The organism is Acinetobacter sp. ANC 4558 (assembly GCF_002135375.1).
Lineage (GTDB): Bacteria > Pseudomonadota > Gammaproteobacteria > Pseudomonadales > Moraxellaceae > Acinetobacter.
The window spans coordinates 232,228-254,104 of record NZ_NEGH01000002.1 but is presented as its reverse complement, the minus strand read 5'-3'; the positions used below and the strand labels follow the sequence as shown (position 1 = coordinate 254,104).

General features: G+C 34.2%; 22 protein-coding genes and 2 tRNA genes. 15 read left to right on the top strand and 9 right to left on the bottom strand.

The genetic code is table 11. From position 1 onward, the window contains the following. Nucleotides 1-11: 11 nt before the first annotated feature. Complete coding sequence (locus tag B9T31_RS03595) at nucleotides 12-710, top strand: AzlC family ABC transporter permease (protein WP_086180597.1); 699 nt, start codon at nucleotides 12-14, stop codon at nucleotides 708-710. Further along, the gene (locus B9T31_RS03590) at nucleotides 710-1,024 is read left to right on the top strand and encodes an AzlD domain-containing protein (protein ID WP_086180596.1); all 315 of its coding nucleotides are present in this window, start codon (nucleotides 710-712) and stop codon (nucleotides 1,022-1,024) included. Before B9T31_RS03595 ends, B9T31_RS03590 begins: the two co-directional genes overlap by 1 nt. Before the next feature lie 206 nt (nucleotides 1,025-1,230). On the opposite strand, the gene B9T31_RS03585 is transcribed toward B9T31_RS03590, so the two are convergent. The 7 genes from B9T31_RS03585 to B9T31_RS03555 form a co-directional block, all read right to left on the bottom strand. After that, nucleotides 1,231-1,845, bottom strand: coding sequence for a septal ring lytic transglycosylase RlpA family protein (locus B9T31_RS03585; RefSeq protein WP_086180595.1), 615 nt, complete (start codon nucleotides 1,843-1,845; stop codon nucleotides 1,231-1,233). Nucleotides 1,846-2,144: 299 nt separating this feature from the next. Continuing rightward, nucleotides 2,145-3,146 (bottom strand): lytic murein transglycosylase B, encoded by a 1,002-nt coding sequence (mltB, locus tag B9T31_RS03580; protein ID WP_086180594.1) that lies wholly within the window; start codon nucleotides 3,144-3,146, stop codon nucleotides 2,145-2,147. 22 nt (nucleotides 3,147-3,168) lie between these two features. Beyond that, on the bottom strand, nucleotides 3,169-4,311 hold the full coding sequence (gene rodA / locus B9T31_RS03575) for a rod shape-determining protein RodA (protein WP_086180593.1): 1,143 nt from the start codon (nucleotides 4,309-4,311) through the stop codon (nucleotides 3,169-3,171). A 127-nt stretch (nucleotides 4,312-4,438) separates the two neighbouring features. Further along, a complete protein-coding gene (locus B9T31_RS03570) occupies nucleotides 4,439-5,089 on the bottom strand; it encodes a hypothetical protein (protein WP_086180592.1) in 651 nt (216 codons plus the stop codon). A 19-nt stretch (nucleotides 5,090-5,108) separates the two neighbouring features. Beyond that, the gene (gene queF, locus B9T31_RS03565) at nucleotides 5,109-5,939 is read right to left on the bottom strand and encodes an NADPH-dependent 7-cyano-7-deazaguanine reductase QueF (protein ID WP_086180591.1); all 831 of its coding nucleotides are present in this window, start codon (nucleotides 5,937-5,939) and stop codon (nucleotides 5,109-5,111) included. Beyond that, complete coding sequence (locus B9T31_RS03560; RefSeq protein ID WP_086180590.1) at nucleotides 5,939-6,712, bottom strand: ABC transporter permease; 774 nt, start codon at nucleotides 6,710-6,712, stop codon at nucleotides 5,939-5,941. Before B9T31_RS03560 ends, queF begins: the two co-directional genes overlap by 1 nt. Beyond that, nucleotides 6,709-7,644 carry an ABC transporter ATP-binding protein gene (locus tag B9T31_RS03555; protein WP_086180589.1) on the bottom strand — a complete coding sequence of 312 codons (936 nt, stop codon included), beginning with the start codon at nucleotides 7,642-7,644 and terminating at the stop codon, nucleotides 6,709-6,711. Before B9T31_RS03555 ends, B9T31_RS03560 begins: the two co-directional genes overlap by 4 nt. A 179-nt stretch (nucleotides 7,645-7,823) precedes the next feature. On the opposite strand from B9T31_RS03555, the gene B9T31_RS03550 reads away from it, so the two are divergent. The 9 genes from B9T31_RS03550 (at nucleotide 7,824) to B9T31_RS03510 (ending at nucleotide 15,973) form a co-directional block, all read left to right on the top strand. After that, a tRNA-Arg gene (locus B9T31_RS03550) sits at nucleotides 7,824-7,899 on the top strand. 977 nt (nucleotides 7,900-8,876) lie between these two features. Beyond that, a complete protein-coding gene (lepA, locus tag B9T31_RS03545) occupies nucleotides 8,877-10,694 on the top strand; it encodes a translation elongation factor 4 (RefSeq protein WP_086180588.1) in 1,818 nt (605 codons plus the stop codon). A 20-nt stretch (nucleotides 10,695-10,714) separates the two neighbouring features. Continuing rightward, nucleotides 10,715-11,542 carry a signal peptidase I gene (lepB, locus tag B9T31_RS03540; RefSeq protein ID WP_086180587.1) on the top strand — a complete coding sequence of 276 codons (828 nt, stop codon included), beginning with the start codon at nucleotides 10,715-10,717 and terminating at the stop codon, nucleotides 11,540-11,542. 328 nt (nucleotides 11,543-11,870) lie between these two features. Further along, complete coding sequence (gene rnc, locus B9T31_RS03535; RefSeq protein ID WP_086180586.1) at nucleotides 11,871-12,572, top strand: ribonuclease III; 702 nt, start codon at nucleotides 11,871-11,873, stop codon at nucleotides 12,570-12,572. Continuing rightward, nucleotides 12,569-13,597: a GTPase Era gene (gene era, locus B9T31_RS03530; RefSeq protein ID WP_086180585.1), complete on the top strand. Its 1,029-nt coding sequence runs from the start codon at nucleotides 12,569-12,571 to the stop codon at nucleotides 13,595-13,597. Before rnc ends, era begins: the two co-directional genes overlap by 4 nt. Nucleotides 13,598-13,631: 34 nt before the next feature. Next, nucleotides 13,632-13,832 carry an NF038104 family lipoprotein gene (locus tag B9T31_RS03525; RefSeq protein ID WP_086180584.1) on the top strand — a complete coding sequence of 67 codons (201 nt, stop codon included), beginning with the start codon at nucleotides 13,632-13,634 and terminating at the stop codon, nucleotides 13,830-13,832. Between the two features lie 8 nt (nucleotides 13,833-13,840). Then, on the top strand, nucleotides 13,841-14,557 hold the full coding sequence (recO, locus tag B9T31_RS03520; RefSeq protein ID WP_171264688.1) for a DNA repair protein RecO: 717 nt from the start codon (nucleotides 13,841-13,843) through the stop codon (nucleotides 14,555-14,557). A 10-nt stretch (nucleotides 14,558-14,567) separates the two neighbouring features. Further along, nucleotides 14,568-15,293 (top strand): pyridoxine 5'-phosphate synthase, encoded by a 726-nt coding sequence (gene pdxJ / locus B9T31_RS03515; RefSeq protein WP_086180582.1) that lies wholly within the window; start codon nucleotides 14,568-14,570, stop codon nucleotides 15,291-15,293. A gap of 29 nt (nucleotides 15,294-15,322) precedes the next feature. Then, a complete protein-coding gene (locus B9T31_RS03510) occupies nucleotides 15,323-15,973 on the top strand; it encodes a tRNA-(ms[2]io[6]A)-hydroxylase (RefSeq protein ID WP_086180581.1) in 651 nt (216 codons plus the stop codon). Between the two features lie 159 nt (nucleotides 15,974-16,132). On the opposite strand, the gene B9T31_RS03505 is transcribed toward B9T31_RS03510, so the two are convergent. Continuing rightward, nucleotides 16,133-16,208 (bottom strand) — tRNA-Asn (locus B9T31_RS03505). A gap of 369 nt (nucleotides 16,209-16,577) precedes the next feature. Between B9T31_RS03505 and B9T31_RS03500 the strand changes: the two genes are divergently transcribed. Further along, complete coding sequence (locus B9T31_RS03500; RefSeq protein WP_086180580.1) at nucleotides 16,578-17,120, top strand: adenine phosphoribosyltransferase; 543 nt, start codon at nucleotides 16,578-16,580, stop codon at nucleotides 17,118-17,120. A 42-nt stretch (nucleotides 17,121-17,162) separates the two neighbouring features. Here B9T31_RS03500 and B9T31_RS03495 read toward each other — a convergent pair whose 3' ends face one another. Then, the gene (locus B9T31_RS03495) at nucleotides 17,163-17,663 is read right to left on the bottom strand and encodes a YqiA/YcfP family alpha/beta fold hydrolase (RefSeq protein WP_086180579.1); all 501 of its coding nucleotides are present in this window, start codon (nucleotides 17,661-17,663) and stop codon (nucleotides 17,163-17,165) included. A 255-nt stretch (nucleotides 17,664-17,918) separates the two neighbouring features. Between B9T31_RS03495 and lysS the strand changes: the two genes are divergently transcribed. The 3 genes from lysS (at nucleotide 17,919) to B9T31_RS03480 (ending at nucleotide 21,840) form a co-directional block, all read left to right on the top strand. Continuing rightward, the gene (gene lysS / locus B9T31_RS03490; RefSeq protein ID WP_086180787.1) at nucleotides 17,919-19,448 is read left to right on the top strand and encodes a lysine--tRNA ligase; all 1,530 of its coding nucleotides are present in this window, start codon (nucleotides 17,919-17,921) and stop codon (nucleotides 19,446-19,448) included. 1,197 nt (nucleotides 19,449-20,645) lie between these two features. After that, nucleotides 20,646-21,191, top strand: coding sequence for a fimbrial protein (locus B9T31_RS03485; protein ID WP_171264682.1), 546 nt, complete (start codon nucleotides 20,646-20,648; stop codon nucleotides 21,189-21,191). A gap of 121 nt (nucleotides 21,192-21,312) precedes the next feature. After that, nucleotides 21,313-21,840 carry a fimbrial protein gene (locus tag B9T31_RS03480; protein WP_086180577.1) on the top strand — a complete coding sequence of 176 codons (528 nt, stop codon included), beginning with the start codon at nucleotides 21,313-21,315 and terminating at the stop codon, nucleotides 21,838-21,840. Nucleotides 21,841-21,877: the final 37 nt, after the last annotated feature.

Genomic DNA, 21,877 nt, shown 5'->3' with positions numbered 1-21,877 from the left:
GTTCATAACAAATGAATGATGCTTCTTTCAAACAATCATATTCAAAATGGGTAAGTTTTAAATCTGGTGTGCGAGATATGTTGCCATTATCACTTGCAGTGATTCCATGGGCAATTATGGCAGGCTCACTTGCAATGACAGCAGGCTTAAGTATTGGACAATCAATCGCAATGTCTGCACTTGTTTTTGCAGGGGCAGCTCAAATTATGAGTTTGAGTATGCTAATGGCAGATGCATCAAGCATGAGTATTTTAATTACCATTTTTTTCATGACCACTCAACATTATATTTATAGCTTAAGTTTACGAAATGATCTTCAAAAATATTCAGGTTTACAAAGAGTTTCTTTAGGTTTTTTACTGACAGATGAATTGTATGCAATTTCTGAACTTTATCCACATCGATCCTATAGCTATTTAATTGGTGCGGGTTTTAGCTTTTATATGATTTGGGTGATTTTTAGTATTTTAGGTATTTTTTTTACCTTTTTAATTAGCGACCTTTCATCTATACATTTAGATTATTCCATTGTGGCTATTTTTTTAGTCATGGCGGTCTTTCTGATCAAAAACATGCAAGGCATTATTGCAGTCTGCATATCAGTGATATTTGCATTTATTTTTACATGGTTCGAAATTCAATCAGGTTTAATTTTCGCAAGCCTTATTGGTATGGCTGTTGCTGCTATCTTAGATAAAGAGGAAGAATAATGTCCTGGATGTTAATTATTGGACTAAGCCTGATTGTATTTATCAATAGATATATATTTTTAGAACCTAAGTTTCAGTTTCAATTACCTATTTTTATTCAAAAAATGTTGAAATATGCAGCACCATGTTTAATGGTTTCATTATGTGTCCCTATTATTTTTTATCAAAATCATGAATTTAGAGAGTTAATTCATAATGTCTATTTATATAGTGCGATAATAACCATCGTTGTGGCGCAGCTCACCCAAAAATTGTTATTGAGTATTGTACTTAGCCTATTCTCATTTTATGGCTTAATGTATTTTTTAAACTAAACTAGATGCAAAATAAGCATTAAAAAATTAAGACCAAGAATATTGCATATTTTGCACTCATTTCGAGTATATGGGCTTATAAAATAATTAATGTAGGTTAGGGTGTTTTTTGGTTAAAACTATCTTTAAACGCAAAATATACGCATTAAAAAAGCCACTTTGATGTGGCTTCTTCGTGTTGTAATTAAATTCAGTTGAAAAATGATTTATGAGTTTGGACCTGAAACACGTTCAATACTCACTTTAGCGGTGCCTTGATTGGTAATGCCAAGTTGTTTTGCTGCACCGTATGATAGGTCTACTACACGATTACCATGGAAAGGTCCACGGTCGTTAACTTTAACAACAACACTTTTACCTGTTGTATCATTCGTCACGCGAATATAACAATTCAGAGGCAACGTACGATGCGCAGCCGTTAAAGCATTCATGTCATAAGCTTCACCGCTTGCAGTTGGGCGACCATGAAACTGTCGACCATACCAAGAAGCAACACCAGTTTGGCTAAATTTACGTACTGTGTTAGATGCAACAGTATTTAACTTTTCAATCACAGAAGGCTCTTCCACTGGAAGCTCAATTTTAGCTGCAATGGTTTGACGACGAATTTGATCGCCAGAACGTTCAGTGATTGAAAGGCTATTTAAATTTGATAGGTGGGAGTTGAAGTTCTGAGCTTCTTTATTTAAAACACGTGCAGCTAGGCTTGAGCTATCAGCATCATTGGTTAATGCTGAAGACTGAACCATTTCTGCTTGCGACTGGCTTAAGGTAAGCAGTAACGTCGAGACAGACAGCAGTGCTTTGATTGAGGGGTGCATTCTTGATTTAACTCCTAGGCTTTTCAAAATATCAAAAATAAATTATTGATATTTAAGTGAAAGTTCCTATATATGTTCACATTTGCAACGAAATTTAAAATCTTACAACTGTCAGGATAATATTCATCTAGCTATAAAGGTGTCTAGTATTAATATTAAAATAAACACAAAAAAGATAAAAACCAAGGTTTGATTGATTAAAAAATAATCAAATTTGTAACAAATATTGCAATATGATTACTTATTCATCTTTTTAAGCTAAAAAAACCTTGATTTTTTATCTTTATAAGAGAGCTGTTTTAATTTCCAGTCACTTCTGTCCCTAAAAGCCAAAGTGCTGTTGCATACATACGACTTCTATTATAGGTTGTAATCACTTGAAAGTTTGGATAAGTAATATAATAAATAGGTCCTGTACTTTCTTGAAGTTGAATGACATTTACCATATCTAGATCATCAATTTTGACCAGTGGATTAAGTGGGCTGATTCCTTGAGATTTTAAAACACCATAAGGAGTGGGTTGAGTTAAATCTTGAGAAATAATGGCGTCTGGATTGTTTCCAGTGTACCGAGCTGCAAATGCAATTGGCTGATCACGTTGCCAACCATGCTGAGCAAGATAATTGGCAATTGATCCAATCGCATCTACAGCAGAGTTTCTTAAATCAACGTGTCCATTACCATCATAATCAACCCCGTATTTAGGTATGTTGCTGGGCATGAATTGAGGATATCCAATTGCGCCTGCGTAAGAGCCAACGATAGAATTTGTTGGAACACCATCTTTATATGACCAAGCAATTAAAGCAGCCAATTCGTCCTGAAAATATTCAGCACGACGTTCATAACCAAAGCCAAGTGTTGCCAAAGCATCACGCGTCACAAAAGAGCCTTTATTTGCGCCATATCCAGTTTCTACACCTAATATGCCGAGTATGACGGATTGAGGGACACCAAACTGTTGTTCTGCTCGATTTAGGGTGTCTGCATATTGGTCACGAAAACGCATGCCTCGTTGGATTGTACTGCTGGCTAAAAAATTAGTTTTATATTGAAACCAAGGTTTACTTTCGCCTGGGCGGTTCATGATATTAATAATATTCGGTAGATTTTTAGAACCATCCATCGCCCAATCAATCTGCGATTCAGTTAAACCATAACTTTGCATTGCTTTTTGTTTAAATTGGTTATACGAAGGGTGATCTTTAAAATCATTTGCTTGGCAAAAACTAGTCAATGAAATTGTGGCTAAAATGAATGGTAAACGCTTAACTTTGTTATAGAGGTTTTGAATAGACATAAATATAAATTTCCAAACGCATTTATTTGTGGGTGTGAATGGACATCACGATACCAAAAGAAGCCATTAGGGTAATAATTGCAGTTCCACCATAACTCATAAATGGTAGTGGAATACCGGTGACTGGCAAGATGCCACTTACCATACCCGCATTGACAAAAACATAAACGAAAAAGGCTAAACCAACGCCACCAGCAAGTAATTTTCCATAATTATGAAAGCATTGCATGCTAATTTGCAAGGTTCTGATAATAATGGCAAAGTATAAAATCATTAATATTGCAACACCCATAAAGCCGAACTCTTCGGAGTAGGCCGCAATAATAAAGTCGGTATGACCTTCAGGTAAAAAGTGTAGATGTGATTGTGTGCCTGAAAGAAAACCTTTGCCTGAAGTACCACCTGAACCAATTGCAATTTTTGATTGAATGATATTCCAGCCAGCTCCTAAAGCATCTGCTTGCGGATCAAATAAGGTAAGCACGCGTTGTTTTTGATAATCTTTTAGTAAAAATTCCCATAATAGTGGAATAGCAATGGCCACACTAGAGAGTGCACCACCAATAATCCACCAAGGAAGACCACTGAGAAATAGTACAAATACACCACTAGCCAGAACTAAGGCTGAAGTGCCTAAATCGGGTTGTTTGGCGATCATTAAAAAAGGAATAATTGTTAATATGAGCGTGTTAATAATGCGAAATAATGTTGGTGGTAGTGAATAAAGTGATAAATACCAAGCAGCCATCATTGGCATGGCAATTTTCATAAATTCACTGGGTTGCACACTGCCAATACCCGGAATGCTAATCCAACGCTGAGCGCCTAAACGTGTTTCACCAAAGATGAACACAATGACTAAACAAAATAACCCAAAAATGTAAAAGGAAGGAGATAATGATTGGTAAAATTTAGGTGGAATTTGAGCCAAAATAAACATAATAATGAGCCCAATGCCAAAACTCATGATTTGTTTTGAAACCATGAGTAAATCTTGTCCAGATGCACTATATAAGGTAATAAAGCCTAAAAGTGAAGTAGCAGAAATATAGAGCAAAAGCCAGGGATCTATATGAAAGCGCTGAAAAAATCTGAATTCATTCGAGATTTTTAAACCATCTCTTGGGGAGTAGCGCAAAAATTTGCTTTGGATGTCTGTTGACATAATATTTTAGATGTAAAAAATCAAATAATCACTATGCTATCATGTGGATAGATAAATAAAAAAATATTAATACAAAAATCCTAAGTAACTTAGGATTTTTGCATGCTAATTGAAAATGAGCCGACACTTATTCATGAAATAAAGTATCGTGATACTCTGCTAAGACGACTAATTCTTGTTTACTTAAATGTGGAATGAGACGATCAATAGCAATATGGGTTGCTTTGATAACTGCTGATGAGCCTAAATCTGCCGCTTTGCGTTTGATCATCCCTAAATCTAGAGTACGATTAAAATCATTCATAAAATGACGGACTGTTGCTTCCGCAAATTGTTTGTAGAGTTCGCAAAAGACAGCTTTATTAATATCATTACCAAATTTAATCTCAGCATAGTAGAGCTTTAAATTTGTGACAAGACTTGGATCTAAAGACTCTCCAACACGAAGTAGTCCTGTATGGTCTTCAAATAAACTTTTACGAGAAAATTCGATTGATTGTTTAACAACCTCATTGGGTGCTTTACTTAATAACTGTTTTAATAATACGGCAACTGTAGATTTAATATAACCTGCAAGTTTTTCTGCTGTTTCACGTTTTTCACTTGGTGGAAAGCGATGAACGAGTTCGGTTAAAATTGCATCAATAATTTCATCATTAATGAGAAGTGCTGTTTTATCTCGAAAAGGATAAAGCGGTTCACTAGAATGCTCTTTTTTAGCAGCAGTTTGAATTGTTAATAACAATTCTTCAGATGGAATAAATCCAAAAAATGACATTTTATAACCCCAATGTTATTTATTGACGTGCCAATCGAATTGGGTTTGGCATCCATTCAAGATGAGATACACGACATGGGTTAATATCTAATCCGCCACGACGTGTATAGGTTGCATAAACCATTAATTTTTTAGGTTGAAGAATTTGCCAAATATCGGCATAGATTTGTTCTACACATTGTTCGTGAAAACCATTATGCTGCCGATAAGAAATAATATAAGCCAAAATACTTTGGTAACAAGGTTTTTTTCCTTGATAACGTATAAAGACTGTGCCCCAATCAGGTTGTCCTGTTACAGGACAATTACTGCGAAGTAAGTGTGAAAAAAGTTGAATTTCTGATTCATCTTCAATATCCACACTTAATGCATTTTCATCTAATTTAAGTAAGCCTGCATTAGGATAATTTTCTAAACGTTCAGGATGTAAATGATCGATACAGAAACCTTGTGGTTGGGATATTGCTAAATCATTTACTTGGAATAAGGTTAAAGTAACATCTGCTTTTGCTGCTGTTGATAGGTCTTGTTCAACTGTTTTAATAAATGCTTCTTTAGACTCGAATTGAGTGAAGTTCATACTATTAAAATATAGTTTTAAAGATTTGGATTCGATCAGGTTTTCTGATGTTGCAGGTAAAGTCATTCGACCTATAGCAACCTGAGGAATACCATATGCATTTAGCCATGAAATTTCAAAGACATGCCACCAATCTTTTCCAAGACGTATTCCTTCTACATGAGAATATTTTTCACGAGATTGTTCGCGAGATATCGGAAACAGAATATCAGGCTGATATTCTGTCGGATAGTTAGTATCTTTACCTAAAAGAGAATGTTCTACACTCATTATTCACGCATTCCTGAGCCACGGGAAAGTAAGTAGTAAGCTATACCATAAAAAACAGCACAGCAAAAAGTAATCACAATTAAAGAAATAGTAACATTAACATCGCTATGACCGAGAATACCGTAACGAAATGCATTTACCATATAAACAATAGGGTTAATTAGGGATAAATTTTGCCAGAATGGGCTTAGTGCTGAAATAGCATAAAACACTCCGCCTAAATAGGTAAGTGGGGTTAATACAAAGGTTGGAATGATAGAAATATCATCAAATGATTTTGCATATACGGCATTAATCAGACCGCCTAAAGCAAATAGAAATGAGGTGATCAAAACGGTATAAATAGTGACAAACCAATTGGTGATATATAAATCGGTAAAGAATAAGCTCATTGCAGTAACAATGACACCAACCAGTGCACCACGGCAAACGCCCCCTAAAACATAACCCCATAAAATTGCATGCAACGGAACTGGGCTCATAACCAGTTCTTCAATACTCTTTTGAAACTTTGCACTAAAAAAGCTTGAAGATACATTGGAATAGCTATTGGTGATCACAGCCATCATAATTAAGCCAGGTACAATAAATTGCATATAGCTAAATCCACCCATTTGTCCAATTCTAGAACCCACTAGGTTTCCAAAAATGACAAAGTAGAGACTCATCGTAATTGCTGGGGGTAATAAGGTTTGCGGCCAAATTCGCATGAAACGACGAATTTCTTTACGTACGATTGTTGAGAGCGCAATATAAAGCTGATTGGAATTCATTGCGCTTCTCCTTCAAGATTTTTTTCAACCATTTTCACAAATAGTTCTTCAAGTCGATTTGATTTATTACGCATACTTTTAACTCGAATACCTTGAGCTTCTAGAAGTTGAAATAGATCATTCAGTGTATGCGCTTTATCCATGGTTACTTCAAGTGTTACGGCATCAATTAAATTAAATCGTACACCGAGAATTTCAATATTGATGGGCTGAATAGGTTCAGCAAGATCAAAGATAAAAGATTCTTCGTTGAGCTGATTTAAAAAAGACTTCATAGAGGTGTCTTCTTTAATTACGCCACGGTCAATAATTGCAATACGGCGACAGAGCATTTCTGCTTCTTCTAAATAGTGTGTTGTTAGAATTATTGAAGTTCCATTATTATTCATTTCAATGAGAAAATCCCACATAGAACGACGTAGCTCAATATCTACACCTGCGGTCGGTTCATCGAGAATTAAGAGTTGAGGTTTATGCATCATGGCACGTGCGATCATGAGTCGACGTTTCATTCCACCAGAAAGCATACGAGCTTGTACGCCACGTTTTTCCCATAAACCTAATTTTTCTAAATATTCCTCTGCTCGTTTTTCTGCTTCTTTTTGAGGAATGCCGTAATAGCCTGCTTGTGTCACTAAAATATCAAAGGTTTTTTCAAAGTGACCAAAATTAAACTCTTGCGGTACGACGCCTAAACATTGTTTTGCTTGCGATGGGTGAGTCTCAAGATTATGTCCAAAAATTTCGACAGTACCTGAGGTTTTTTTTGTTAATGAGCTGATGATGCTAATCGTTGTCGATTTTCCTGCGCCATTTGGGCCTAGAAGTGCATAAAACTCACCTTCGGGAACAGTAAGATTAATACCTTTTAAAGCTTGGAAACCATTTCGATAGGTTTTAGACAAATCTCTTAACGATAATGCATCAGTCATGAAATTCTCACTTAAAATATTGAGAGGCTATTGTGAGTGATCTTTCTCATTAAACCAAGTCATTTAGAAGAGAATCTGCGTTGCATATATAGAATATTGCTTAAAGCATAAGCAATAGTTCAATACTTATGTGGATAGATGCTTTACCTTCTAGTTTTTTTTGTTATGATGTGCAACGCGCGCTCATAGCTCAACTGGATAGAGTACAGGTCTCCGAAGCCTGTGGCGTGGGTTCGAGTCCCGCTGAGCGCACCACTTTATGAAAAATAATTGTTATTTATTAATAACTTATTTTTTAACAAGTGTATATTATAACCTGCTTCAGGCCTAAAAACTCCCATTTTATTCCCATCAAAATGTCTTAATAAGTGTAAAAAATAATCAAAATACAAAAACATAGCAAAGTTTGAAAATTTTGTGGGTAGTAGATTTTAGAGACAATAAAGTAATATTTTAAAATTAACTATTTAAAAACAATATTTTATATGTATTCTGATAAGTAATATCAAAGTAATTTGTTACTGTGTAAAATTGTCATATATTTATTTTTCATCAATTCAATAACTTATAGAAAAATACTGTTTTTATTACAAATAATTATACTTTAAAGTAAGGTTTTTAAATTATATATCAACCATTTATATTGGTAAATTGCTTTATTACCTTTTTTGAATCATAGCCCATGCATAAACACATATTTATGTTCGATTTTGAATAATGCGGTAATACTTATGCATTGAACTTTTCAGCATTTGATTTGTCGCTTGGGCAAATGTGATGTTTTGCAGTGGAATACAGTATTAGAAAATTCCCATATCTGCTGAAAGTACCTATATATTTAATACTTTTTCTCTTATCGCTTGTCTTACAGTGAAACAGACACATTAAGAGTGGGTAGGTGGATTGGGACAACTGCATGCTGAGAGGATGAGTTGAGATTTTTATTACAGATAGCTTGTATTTTTATTTGGCTACCATTATGAAACGTCAATAGACCTTAATCTTTCAATCAAGATTTAAGGCTAATTTGAAGCTGTATCAACCAAAGTAGGTTGATACATAGATTGAGGTCGGTAAATTACATCAATAAGTTTAAGGCATTTAATAAATGGACTGTATATTTTTAGAAATCTTCTGCTTATACTATGCCAAGTTTCGAAACATTCTTTTTACACGTCATACGTACTTCCACAAACAAGTACATGATTGTGTACATATTTTTAAGGTTACACATGGCAACAGCTAAAAAGTCTGTAGATATCAATAATATACGTAATTTTTCAATCATTGCGCACATCGATCATGGTAAATCAACGCTAGCAGATCGCTTTATTCAAATGTGTGGTGGTTTGCAAGACCGTGAAATGCAAGCACAAGTTCTTGACTCTATGGAATTAGAGCGTGAGCGTGGAATCACAATTAAAGCGACTTCTGTCACATTGTATTATACGCATCCAAACGGGCAGGAATATCAACTTAATTTTATTGATACACCAGGACACGTAGATTTTTCTTATGAAGTTTCTCGTTCATTAGCAGCATGTGAAGGTGCGCTATTGGTTGTAGATGCGGCACAAGGTGTAGAAGCGCAATCTGTTGCAAATTGTTATACAGCAATTGAACAAGATTTAGAGGTTTTACCTGTTCTCAATAAAATTGATTTACCTCAAGCAGAACCTGAACGTGTTATTCATGAAATTGAAGAAATTATTGGAATCGAAGCAACCAATGCACCAACATGTTCAGCTAAAACAGGTCTAGGTGTTGATAGTGTTTTAGAAACATTAGTTGAGGTTATTCCTGCACCGAAAGGTGATCGTGATGCACCCTTACAAGCATTAATTATTGATTCTTGGTTTGATAACTATTTAGGTGTTGTCTCATTAGTTCGTATTAAAGAAGGTCGTGTGCGTAAAGGCGATAAAATGTTGATGAAATCAACAGGTCAAACGCACATTATTACCTCTGTGGGTATTTTTAATCCAAAGCATACCGAAACTGGCATTTTAGAAGCGGGCGAAGTAGGTTTTATTATTGCAGGTATAAAAGATATTTTTGGTGCGCCAGTGGGTGATACCATTACCTTATCGACAACGCCAGAAGTGAAGTCATTACCTGGTTTTAAAAAGGTTAAACCGCAAGTATATGCGGGTTTATTCCCAATTGATGCAAGTGATTTTGAACCGTTTCGTGAAGCATTACATAAATTACAAATTAATGACTCTGCATTATTTTTTGAACCAGAGAGTTCGGATGCACTTGGTTTTGGTTTCCGTTGTGGCTTTTTGGGTATGCTACACATGGAAATTGTACAAGAGCGTTTAGAACGTGAGTACGATTTAGATTTAATTTCATCAGCACCGACAGTAATTTATGAAGCGGTAATGAAAAGTGGTGAAACAAAATATATCGATAGTCCATCGAAAATGCCAGAGGGTTCTACTGTTGAAGATTTGCGTGAACCGATTGCAGAATGCCATATTTTAGTGCCACAAGAGTTCTTAGGTAATGTGATGACATTATGTATTGAGCGTCGTGGTGTTCAAAAGGATATGAAGTTTTTAGGAAATCAAGTTTCAATTAGCTTTGAAATTCCGATGGCTGAAGTCGTGATGGATTTCTTTGATAAGTTGAAGTCATGTTCACGTGGTTTTGCATCTTTAGATTATAACTTTGTTCGTTTTGAAAGTTCATCATTAGTAAAAGTTGATGTCTTAATCAATGGGGATAAAGTCGATGCTTTAGCCATGATTTGTCATCGTCAAGATGCACGACATCGTGGAATTGCACTGGTTGAAAAGATGAAAGATCTTATTCCACGTCAAATGTTTGATGTTGCTATTCAAGCTGCAATTGGGGCGCAAATTATTGCTCGATCAACTGTGAAAGCAATGCGTAAAAACGTTTTGGCTAAATGTTATGGTGGTGACGTTTCACGTAAGAAGAAACTCCTATCCAAACAAAAAGAAGGTAAGAAACGAATGAAGCAAGTGGGAAGTGTTGAAATTCCACAAGAAGCGTTCCTTGCTGTCCTGAAAGTAGAAAGATAAGAAAAGAGGTTATTTAGCTCATGGATTTTGATTTTAATTTAATTCTCGTTCCAGTTACGTTGGTTTTATTTGCAGTGTGGCTTTTAGATAAGTTAGTGCTCAAACAACGAAAACTTAGAGGACGTGGAAATGAGAATGTCATTGTCAAATGGGCATATGATTTCTGGCCAATCTTAGCGGTTGTTCTGGTTTTACGCTCTTTTCTTTATGAACCATTTAATATTCCTTCGGATTCTATGGTGCCAACTTTAGAAACAGGCGATTTTATTTTGGTCAATAAATTTGATTATGGTGTGCGCTTACCTGTCATTAATAAAAAAATTATTAATGTAGGTGAGCCAGAGCGTGGAGATGTCATTGTATTTCGTTATCCACCACAACCGACAATTAGTTATATAAAACGTGTGATTGGTGTACCTGGGGATCATATTATTTATGATCATGGGCAATTGATTATTAACGGCAAAAAAGTACCTAAAGTACCAGTGAAATTTAGCCGTGAAAAAGATATTCTAGATACTCCAAATTCTTTATATTTTAAAGAAACTCTAGGATCTCATACATTTACAATGCGTGAATTGGAAAATGTAAATATCGCCAGTCAAGCCCCTTTTCTTAATTATGTAGAAGGTGGTAAATACGCAAATCAAAATGGTCAATATTGGGAAGTTAAGGTTCCAAAAGGACAATATTTTGCAATGGGTGATAACCGTGATCAAAGTGCCGATAGTCGTTTTTGGGGATTTGTTCCTGAAGAAAACTTAACAGGTAAAGCCTTCTATATTTGGATGCATAAAGAACCAGGATTTAATATCCCATCTTTTAGCCGTAATGGCAGTATTGATTAACTGTTTATCTGAAATATAGTCAACAAATAAATTGATGATGATGTAAAATATCAGTGTTGTAAAATTACAGCACTGATTTATTTATTCTTATGAAAATATAAGTTGTTATTTAGAATATCGGTTGATCGCTGACAGATTTTAGATATAGCAATAATTTGAAATATTATGCATAAACGAATTTTGATTTGTTTATGCATAATATTTGAATAAATGCGAAGAAATGAAATGTATCGTTTCTTCGACATTGTCTTATATAAGAGTAAATACAGAATATAGAATAAGTGGATTTCTTATTCTATTTATTTAGTATTTAATTTTGAGAAGTATTTTGACTAAAGTTCATTCAAAACTAAACGAAATACGTTTAGCAAGTCGTATTGGTTATTTGTTTAAGCAACCCGAATTATTACAACTTGCACTGACACATAGGTCAGTAAGTCATAAACACAATTATGAACGTTTAGAATTTCTTGGTGATTCATTATTGGGTATGATTATTGCGAATTACCTTTATCATGCATATCCAAATGAAAATGAAGGTCGCCTTACTCGCATGCGCGCAACTTTGGTTCGTCAAGAAGCATTAGGAAAAATTGCCAATGACTTAAAATTGAGTCAAAACTTAATTTTAAGTACAGGTGAGTTGAAATCTGGCGGTCATCATCGTGAGTCTATACTTGCAGATACTGTTGAAGCAATTATTGGTGCAATTTACCTCGATTGCCATGATTTAAATCAGTTAAGTTCAGTGGTCTTAAAATGGTATGAACCTTATTTTAGTCATATAGAACCAACTGATCAGTTAAAAGACCCTAAATCTCGATTACAAGAATACCTTCAGGCACGTAAAAAACCTCTTCCAGTTTACGATGTTATTGACATTCAAGGGGATGCACCTAACCAGCATTTTACCGTAGAATGTAAAGTTGAAGGGATGTCTGTAATGAAAGGTGAGGGTTTAAGTCGTCGTTTTGCTGAACAAGCAGTAGCGGCAGATATTTTGAAATTATTGGAGAAAAAGTCGATATGACTACTCATTCCGATCACATTGATGCTGATCACGAGTCGCAAAGCGACAGCAATGACTTAATTAGTCAATTTTTTAGTGCGCAAGGTACTGAAATTCCATCCGATTACCGTAGTGGTTTTGTAGCGATTGTTGGACGTCCAAACGTAGGTAAATCTACATTAATGAATCATTTACTTGGGCAAAAACTTTCAATTACGTCGCGTAAACCACAAACGACTCGACACAAAATTATTGGTATTGATTCACGTGAAAAATCCCAAGCAGTGTATGTCGATACACCTGGGATGCATAAAAAAGAAGTGCGTGCAATTAATAAGATGATGAACCGCGCTGCTCATTCTGCATTGCGTGATGTCAATTTGGTTCTATTTGTGGTTGATGCACAGAAGTGGACGCAAAATGATGAGTTGGTTTTAGAGAAATTACGTGATGCACAAATGCCTGTAATTCTTGTGATCAATAAGTTAGATACGTTTGAAAATAAGAATGAAGCATTGCCATTAATTAGAGAGCGCGCAAAGTTAATGAATTTTGCAGAAATTGTTCCAGTATCGGCATTGCGTGGAGCAAACTTAGAACATTTGCGCAATACCATTGAAAAATATTTACCATTTCAGCCACCTTTATACTCTCTTGATCAAGTAACAGATCGTTCAGAGCGTTTTCTTGCTTCAGAAATTATCCGTGAAAAGATTATGCGCCAATTGGGTGAAGAGCTTCCGTACGATTTAACCGTTCAAATCGAGTCTTTTAAAACAGAAGATGCGGCATTGAATGAAAAAACAGGACGAATGAAGCCAGCATGTACGTATATTGATGCAACTATTTTCGTAGATCGTTCTGGACAAAAAGCCATTGTGATTGGTGAAAAAGGTGCAAAACTGAAAAAAATTGGAATAGATGCACGTATCGACATGGAAAAAATGTTCGAACAAAAAATCATGCTAACACTTTGGGTCAAAGTGAAGGGTGGCTGGTCTGATGATGAGCGCGCATTAAAAAGCTTAGGTTATAGTGATATCTAAATCATTATTGCAGTTTTAAACAATAGGGATGGTAATGAATAAAGTTTTAGTTGTAGTCATGACAATGTTGTTATTACAAGGTTGTATTACTAAGCTCGTTACGGTTCCTGTTGGTATTGCTTATGATGTTACAAAAGGTGCTGTAAAAGGAACTGCAGCAGTTGTTGGCGCTGTTCTTCCAGATGATGATGACGAGGAAAATGAAAAAAAATCTAAGAAAAAGCATAAGGATTAAACCTTTAAATCATGCGTAATGAAGTACTGCATGGCTATTTAATCCATCATCGAAAATATAGAGATCGTAGCCATATTGTGCATTTATTTACACAAGAATATGGTCGTGTCGATGGAATTTTAAGACAAACGCCTCCGCCGCAATATCAACCTCTTACACTTCAAGCGACTGGAAAATCGGAACTTAAAAACTTGAGTAAACTAGAAATTGTAAATCAACCGATTTTCTTTTTTGGTGATGCATTTTTTTCTGGATTTTACCTCAATGAAATCTTACTGCGATTATGTCCGCTTGAGGTTGAAATGCCCCAAACATTTCAACAATATGCAAAAACATTGATAGATTTACAACAACTTGCCCAACAACAAGATCAAAATTTATTTTTGAAGCAAACTTTGCGTGAATTTGAGCATGCCTTGTTGGAAGAATTGGGTTATCCACTCGATTTTTCATTAGATTCAAATCAAGAATGTATAGAATCACATAAATATTATCAATTTCAGTTAAATGATGGATTTTTACCTATCATTCATGCCTCGAAGTCTGCCTTACTCGGTTCGCAAATTTTAACGATGTGCGACTACGAAAAAGGTAGGGAATTTACTTCGGAACAGTTACAATTATTGTCTAAATTGTATAGGCAAATGATTACATCGCTTTTGGGAGATCGACCTCTTAAAAGTCGTCAATTATGGATTCAAAATACACATTCTAAATCATCATGAAGGAATTATTATGGCTGCTTTACTCGGTGTAAATATTGATCATGTCGCAACATTGCGCCAAGCTCGTGGAACGATATATCCAGATCCAGTAACAGCAGCATTAATATGTGAGGAAGCAGGTGCAGAGGGCATTACTTTACACTTAAGAGAAGACCGTCGTCATATTCAAGATGATGATGTTCGACGTATGCGTCCATTATTAAAAACTCATATGAATTTAGAAATGGCGGTTACGAATGAAATGATTGAGTTTGCAAAAGAAATCCGCCCACAACATATTTGTCTTGTACCTGAGAAACGACAAGAAGTGACAACTGAAGGTGGTTTGGATGTCGTTGGGCATTTTGATGATGTTAAGCGAGCAACCCAAGAACTTTCCATTATTGGATGTGATGTTTCATTGTTTATTGATGCAGATATTGCTCAAATTGATGCAGCACTTGCATGTGGTGCACCAACCATTGAACTACATACTGGTGCATATGCAGATGCTGAAACTGAACAAGAAATGCAAGATGAATTAGACCGTATTATAAAAGGTGCTGCATATGCATCATCAAAAGGGCTTGTTGTGAATGCTGGCCATGGTCTGAATTTAGAAAATGTTGCCGCAATTGCTGCAATTCCACAAATTCATGAATTAAATATTGGTCATTCTATAATTGCAGATGCTGTGTTTGTTGGACTTGCTGAAGCAGTAAAGCAAATGAAGCAAGCAATTAAAATTGCACGATAATCGTTTAATATTTTATATAAAGTTTATTTATGTCCACAATTGATTATGATGAACTCATGAAACCAGTCATTGGTTTCTTGGGTTGTGAAACACCAAAAGCTTGGCTTGATGAGGCTTTAAACCATCTTGATATTTTAATGCAAGATCATGCCAATTGTGAAAAAAAAGCTGCTGGAACAGCAATGAATTTAATGTTTCGATATAGCTTTTTTACCGACTTACAAGTGAAGTTGGCACAACTTGTCCGTGAAGAAATGTTGCATTATGAGCAAGTGTTAGAGCTGATGAAGAAGCGCGGGCAAGAATGGAAAGGACTTAGCGCAGGGCGTTATGCTGGTGGATTGCGTAAAGAAATTCGTACTTATGAACCTGAAGCATTAATTGATGTTTTAGTGATTGGAGCTTTTGTAGAAGCGCGATCATGTGAACGGTTTTATGCGCTTGCTCCTTTGGTTGATGAAGAACTGGGGAGGTATTATCGATATTTACTGAAGTCTGAGTCACGTCACTACGAAGATTATTTAGCATTGGCTTTAGATGCTGCTAAAACTGCGAAACTAAAAAATCCTGAAGAAGATATTCAAGGGCGAATTGAACATATACGTCAGGTTGAAAAAGAATTAATTACGGCACCAGATGATGTATATCGGTTTCATAGTGGTATTCCAGTAAAAAAATAATTTAAATGAATTGATATCTACTCCTCTTTAATGAGGAGTTTTTATATTGAGCATATCTAAATCAGAAATTTAAATTAATCTATAGATAAATGATTGTGATTGAATTAAATATTCAAGGCATAAAAAAATCCACTATATAAAAGTGGATTTTTAAATATTTGGCTCTCCCACCTGGGCTCGAACCAGGGACCTGCGGATTAACAGTCCGTCGCTCTACCGACTGAGCTATGGGAGAATCTTGAAATGGATTCTATGTGCTAAAGTGCTTAAGGTCAAGGTGAAATTGGAAAAATGAGCTAAATATACATTATATGTCTTAAAAGTGAGCAAACATACAAATATATGGAGTGTTCTGTTGAGAGTATCAAGGAGTGATCGTAAACATAAGATCGTATTAATGATGAGTAAATTAAAAAACTTAAAATCCGCTGATCGACTTATTTTGGGTGTGATATGAATCTATAGTTATTATTTATTAAATGAATAATTGTTAAAAATTAATGTACTAGACTAAAATCTGGTTTTTGAATAAAGACAGTATTGCTGGTTAATATTTAAAATTAGCAGTAAAATTATGATTCTCCTCTTTATTTAAAACTCTCCTATGCATAATCTGTCTACGAGATTGTGGTCTCACATCCGTGTTGTTCAAGATTTTCCAAAATCAGGTCAATGTTTTTTTGATTTAACGCCATTGTTTTCAAGTAATATTTCATTTTTAACTGATGCATTTATTGAACGTATTCCAGCAGAGCAATTAGCTGCCGTAGATTGTTTCATGGCAGTCGAAACGCGTGGTTTTGCGATTGCAAGCTTACTTGCTCAACGATTAGATAAAGGTCTCATTCTTGTCCGTAAAGCAGGAAAGTTGCCACCACCTGTCATCGGCATTGGCTCTAGCCTTGATTATGGTAAAGATCGACTGGAAATATCTGCTCAGATTAAAGCGCAAAATGTGATGATTATTGATGACATTTTGGCAACAGGCAACACATTAAATGCAGTAAAACAACTTGCCGAGAAAGCTCAACATCATGTACTTGGTGCAAGTATTTTACTTAATCTATCTAGTGATCATTCAAATTTAAATACGAATATTTGGTCTATTCTAGATGAAAAGTCGCGACCTAAATTAAAAGTCGCTTGATGATGAATTAAAAGCCGTCATGTCTTTGATGGCTTTTAAACTTTAAAAATATGTTTGTTCAATCTGTTGAATCAATTGATTCATATTTTCAGGTTGCTCAAGTTGATGATGACCTGCATTCATTATAGTGATGGGCATATAGTTTTCTAAATATTCTTTAATTTCGTGTATATTTAAAATCTCGTCACCTAGCTCTAAATAAGCAAATTGTGGAATGTCGTGATTTAAATCTTCATCTGTAATAGCCGGGTAATCTAATCTGAAGCTCGGAGATAAATTAGGGTTTGCAATCACACAAGGGAGATGATGTGCATGCGACATTTTTAATGCCCAATATCCTCCAACACAATGTCCAACTAGAATGTCAGGCATAAATTTTTCAATAATATTGGTATAAAAATCTTGCACACTTTGAAAGGACAGATTCCGATAATCAACATTGATGCAGAATTTATTTTTTGAGTCTATGACATGAAATTTTATAGATTCACGTGAAGAGTCTAGACCATGAAAAAATAAGATTTTCTTTAATTGAGAGTTCATTGTATCTAACTTTTAAATGACATGATTTATTTATGAACATTAATGAGTATTGTAGTGAGTAAAGCTGATGGAAAAAGTTAGCTATTGGTCTAATAAATGTAAGAATTAAAGACTTTAGTCGTACTTTTTGTACAATTTATAAATTAATCCACTTAATTTTTAATATTTTCAGGGAAGGTTTTATGCTTTTCCCTGCGCATTATCTTTTAAATCTGATATGCTATGCAACTTCCGTTTATTACTATCGAGGCAGAGATGACGCAACATAACGCTCAATCGACTTCTGAACAGCATATTTCCGAAAACGATTTAATTGCACAGCGTCATGCCAAGTTAAAACAGATAGAAGATCACGCTAAAGCTGCGGGTACGAGCCCATGGCCAAACACGTTTAAACGTGAACATTATGCACAAGATTTACAAGAACAATTTTTAAATCAGTCAAAAGAAGACATAGAAGCAGCTGAACATGTTTATGTAAAAGTTGCTGGCCGTGTCATGTTAAACCGTGGATCATTTATGGTGATTCAAGATATGACTGGTCGTATTCAGTTATATGTTGCACGTAAAGAATTGAGTCCTGAAGTTTTAGAAACCATCAAAAGCTTAGATTTGGGCGATATTATTGCTGTTGAAGGCTATATTGGTCGTTCAGGCAAAGGTGATCTCTATGTTCATATTGAAAAATTTGAGCTTTTAACGAAATCGCTTCGTCCGCTTCCAGATAAGTTTCATGGTCTTACGGATACTGAAGTAAAATATCGTAAACGTTATTTAGATTTAATTGTTAATGAAGAAACACGTAAAACTTTTGAAATTCGTGCAAAAGTGGTGTCAGGTATTCGTAATTATTTAAGTAATGAGCGTTTCATGGAAGTTGAAACACCAATGATGCACGTGATTCCTGGTGGCGCATCTGCGCGACCATTTGAAACACATCATAATGCATTAGATATGCCATTATTTTTACGTATTGCACCAGAACTTTATTTGAAAAGATTGGTGGTTGGTGGATTCGAACGTGTTTTTGAAATTAACCGTAACTTCCGTAATGAAGGGGTTTCAACACGACATAATCCAGAATTTACCATGATTGAATTTTATCAAGCTTATGCTGATTATAAAGATCTTATGGCATTAACAGAAAGTATGCTTGAGAAACTTGCAATTGATATTTTAGGTTCTACCAATGTTCCTTATAGCGATGAAGTTTATAGCTTCAAAGGTCCATATAAGAAAATTTCAATGTTTAATGCTATTCTTGAACACAATCCACAGCTCACTGCTGAAAATGTAGCAGATCGTGATTTTCTGGCGAAATTTATTCGTGAAGACTTAAAAGAGCAAGTTAAACCAGGGTTTGGTTTAGGAAAGTTACAGACTATCGTGTTTGAAGAAACTGTAGAAACTAAACTACGTCAACCTACCTTTATTACAGAATATCCAGCAGAAACTTCCCCGCTTGCACGTCGTAATGATGATAATCCACATATCACAGATCGATTCGAATTCTTTATTGGTGGGCGAGAACTCGCGAATGGTTTCTCAGAGTTGAACGATCCAATTGATCAAGCTGAACGTTTCCAAGCACAAGTTGCAGAAAAAGATGCGGGTGATGATGAAGCAATGCATTTTGATGCAGACTTTGTTGAAGCTTTGGAATATGGACTGCCTCCTACGGCAGGTGAGGGAATTGGTATTGATCGTTTAGTGATGTTGTTTGCCAATGCACCAAGTATTCGTGATGTAATTTTGTTTCCACATATGCGACATAAAAATTCATAATTTTTTGAAAGTTTGAAAACCCACGATAAGTGGGTTTTTTATATTGAACTTTGGAAATATATATTTCTATAAAACTTCAATTATTTTTATAATTAATAACTTAGATTTAATATTTTATTAAAAGATCACTTATGAAATAAATTTTGGCCTCGTTTTATAATTTTTTTGTACTTAATACAGATGTTTATTAAATAAACTAAATCAAAGTATATCATAGGTTTATGAATAATCAATAATGCAAGAAGTTGCATGAACTGAATATTTATGTATTGAACTTTTCTATTTATGACAAATTTATAGAATGCGATAGCGAACATGAAATAATAATTAATTGGAATAAAGTTTGATTATTATTTTTTGGTTGTTTATTAAACTATTTCATTTAAACATAATATGAAAATTATATATAAATATAATATGAAAATTATACTTAAATAGAGTTGGTATATTTTTTATACGTTAAAGTATAAAATTACAAAACTTTACATTGGATTATTTATCAATAATAATTAAATAATAGCATTATTTTTTAATTTACCATATTAGTGTGATTAATTTTACATTAAGTTAATTAAGTGTGACTTTAAATAAGTTATGTGTTGGTAATAAAATTTTTAAACTTTTGATAGTTAGGTTTTAATTGCAATTAAAATTGGGAAAATTCAATTATTTCAATCTAGTTTAGAAATCATTTTATGGCTGTTGAAATTATAGAATAACTTTTAATTTAGATGTTATTAACTTTATGCTTTCAAGCATGAGTAGATAAAATTTAATAATTGAACTTTAAAGATAAACGATATATCAATATAAAATATAGAGTTATAAGTAGATTTTTAGAATAAATAAAAATAATTTAATGTTATTTAATATATGGATGATATTAAGAATTTAATTAATTTTCTAAGCGATAAATAAAATTATTCGACTGATGACATAAAAAATTTAAATATCAATGCTGTTATTTTTCATAATATTATAAAAAAACGTTATTAATAATTCAATTAGTGAATTTAGTGTGTTTATTATTAATTAAAACTAATAAATATTGATATTTTACTATTTTAACAATAAAAATGTGACTTGATTAATGTTTTTTATTTGATATTCTGCGCCTACCAAATACGAAGCATGTTCCAGAACATAGTTTCATGTTGTTTTTTTATATTTTGTTTATTTTTTATAAGAGAGAAAATTATGTATAAGTCAATTATTGCAATGGCATTAGTAAGTGGTATTTCAGCAACTGCTATGGCTAACCAAGGTTCTGGTCGTATTAACTTTACTGGTGAAATTATTGCTGCACCATGTTCAATTACGTCAGACAACATGGACCAAACAGTAAGCTTAGGTCAAATTTCAAATACTGCACTTATTGCTGGCGGAACATCACCATCACATAACTTTAACATTACTTTATCTGAGTGTAACTTTGCAGCTGAAGATGGTCGTACTGCAAATATTACATTTACAGGTAATACGAATGCTGCAATTGATGATCTTTTAGCAGTGACAGGCTTTGGTGATGATGTTGCTAAATCTGAAAATGTAGCAATTGAAATTCTTGATTCTGCAAGTGAAAAAGTTATTTTTGGTACAGCGATTACTCATGATGGTTTAGTGACAGGTGATAACGCGCTTCAATTCTCTGCACATGTACGTGGTGCTGATGATGCAACTGCTGAAGATATCCCATTAGGTAACTTTAATGGTCTTGCTAACTTCTCTATCGCATATAACTAAGTTAGTTATAAAGCCGTTGAGGAGGAGCTTACATATTTAGTGTGTATGATCTCTAGAATAAAATAATGTCATTTTGACATTATTTTATTCCCTTCTCATTGTTCTTGATGGAGGGGTATCAATGAAAAAAACTCAAAAAACTGTTTTTGGTCTATTGTTAATTTTATATGTGCCTTTTTTATATGCTCAGTCTGATATTCAAAAGGGGCGAGTAAATATGCAGGGTGAGATTTTAGAAAGTGCTTGCACAATAGATGTTAATTCCTTAGATCAGACCATTGATATGGGAAATATTCCAGCGAGTTCCATTCGTAATAATAATGAAAATAATACTAAAGAATTCGAGATTAAGCTTATAGATTGCCGTTGGGGAACAGAAACACAGAATAACTTACAAAGCATTGATATTAGTTTTACTGGTCTTTCTGAAAATAATTACTTTTTATTAGATGGCGAAGCGCAAGGTATTTATTTAGAACTGATATCGAGTACTGGGAACAAAATTCTTCCTGGTAAAACAATTGCTTTTGAACATGATTTTTCAAGAGAAGCTTTAGCAAAATACCGTTTTAAATTATTAGCAGATGGACAACCTTTAAAACCAGGTTCGTTCCACGCAATTGTTCATTTTAATATTAGCTATAAATAACAGCATTAATGCTGTAGTTGAGATAGGTTATGTACGT

What these genes read in the sequence shown, in the direction of transcription:
- B9T31_RS03595 (WP_086180597.1), top strand. Translation starts at nt 12, where the DNA reads ATGAATGATGCTTCTTTCAAACAATCATATTCAAAATGGGTAAGTTTT.
- B9T31_RS03590 (WP_086180596.1), top strand. Translation starts at nt 710, where the DNA reads ATGTCCTGGATGTTAATTATTGGACTAAGCCTGATTGTATTTATCAAT.
- B9T31_RS03585 (WP_086180595.1), bottom strand. Translation starts at nt 1,845, where the DNA reads ATGCACCCCTCAATCAAAGCACTGCTGTCTGTCTCGACGTTACTGCTT.
- mltB (WP_086180594.1), bottom strand. Translation starts at nt 3,146, where the DNA reads ATGTCTATTCAAAACCTCTATAACAAAGTTAAGCGTTTACCATTCATT.
- rodA (WP_086180593.1), bottom strand. Translation starts at nt 4,311, where the DNA reads ATGTCAACAGACATCCAAAGCAAATTTTTGCGCTACTCCCCAAGAGAT.
- B9T31_RS03570 (WP_086180592.1), bottom strand. Translation starts at nt 5,089, where the DNA reads ATGTCATTTTTTGGATTTATTCCATCTGAAGAATTGTTATTAACAATT.
- queF (WP_086180591.1), bottom strand. Translation starts at nt 5,939, where the DNA reads ATGAGTGTAGAACATTCTCTTTTAGGTAAAGATACTAACTATCCGACA.
- B9T31_RS03560 (WP_086180590.1), bottom strand. Translation starts at nt 6,712, where the DNA reads ATGAATTCCAATCAGCTTTATATTGCGCTCTCAACAATCGTACGTAAA.
- B9T31_RS03555 (WP_086180589.1), bottom strand. Translation starts at nt 7,644, where the DNA reads ATGACTGATGCATTATCGTTAAGAGATTTGTCTAAAACCTATCGAAAT.
- lepA (WP_086180588.1), top strand. Translation starts at nt 8,877, where the DNA reads ATGGCAACAGCTAAAAAGTCTGTAGATATCAATAATATACGTAATTTT.
- lepB (WP_086180587.1), top strand. Translation starts at nt 10,715, where the DNA reads ATGGATTTTGATTTTAATTTAATTCTCGTTCCAGTTACGTTGGTTTTA.
- era (WP_086180585.1), top strand. Translation starts at nt 12,569, where the DNA reads ATGACTACTCATTCCGATCACATTGATGCTGATCACGAGTCGCAAAGC.
- B9T31_RS03525 (WP_086180584.1), top strand. Translation starts at nt 13,632, where the DNA reads ATGAATAAAGTTTTAGTTGTAGTCATGACAATGTTGTTATTACAAGGT.
- pdxJ (WP_086180582.1), top strand. Translation starts at nt 14,568, where the DNA reads ATGGCTGCTTTACTCGGTGTAAATATTGATCATGTCGCAACATTGCGC.
- B9T31_RS03510 (WP_086180581.1), top strand. Translation starts at nt 15,323, where the DNA reads ATGTCCACAATTGATTATGATGAACTCATGAAACCAGTCATTGGTTTC.
- B9T31_RS03500 (WP_086180580.1), top strand. Translation starts at nt 16,578, where the DNA reads ATGCATAATCTGTCTACGAGATTGTGGTCTCACATCCGTGTTGTTCAA.
- B9T31_RS03495 (WP_086180579.1), bottom strand. Translation starts at nt 17,663, where the DNA reads ATGAACTCTCAATTAAAGAAAATCTTATTTTTTCATGGTCTAGACTCT.
- lysS (WP_086180787.1), top strand. Translation starts at nt 17,919, where the DNA reads ATGACGCAACATAACGCTCAATCGACTTCTGAACAGCATATTTCCGAA.
- B9T31_RS03485 (WP_171264682.1), top strand. Translation starts at nt 20,646, where the DNA reads ATGTATAAGTCAATTATTGCAATGGCATTAGTAAGTGGTATTTCAGCA.
- B9T31_RS03480 (WP_086180577.1), top strand. Translation starts at nt 21,313, where the DNA reads ATGAAAAAAACTCAAAAAACTGTTTTTGGTCTATTGTTAATTTTATAT.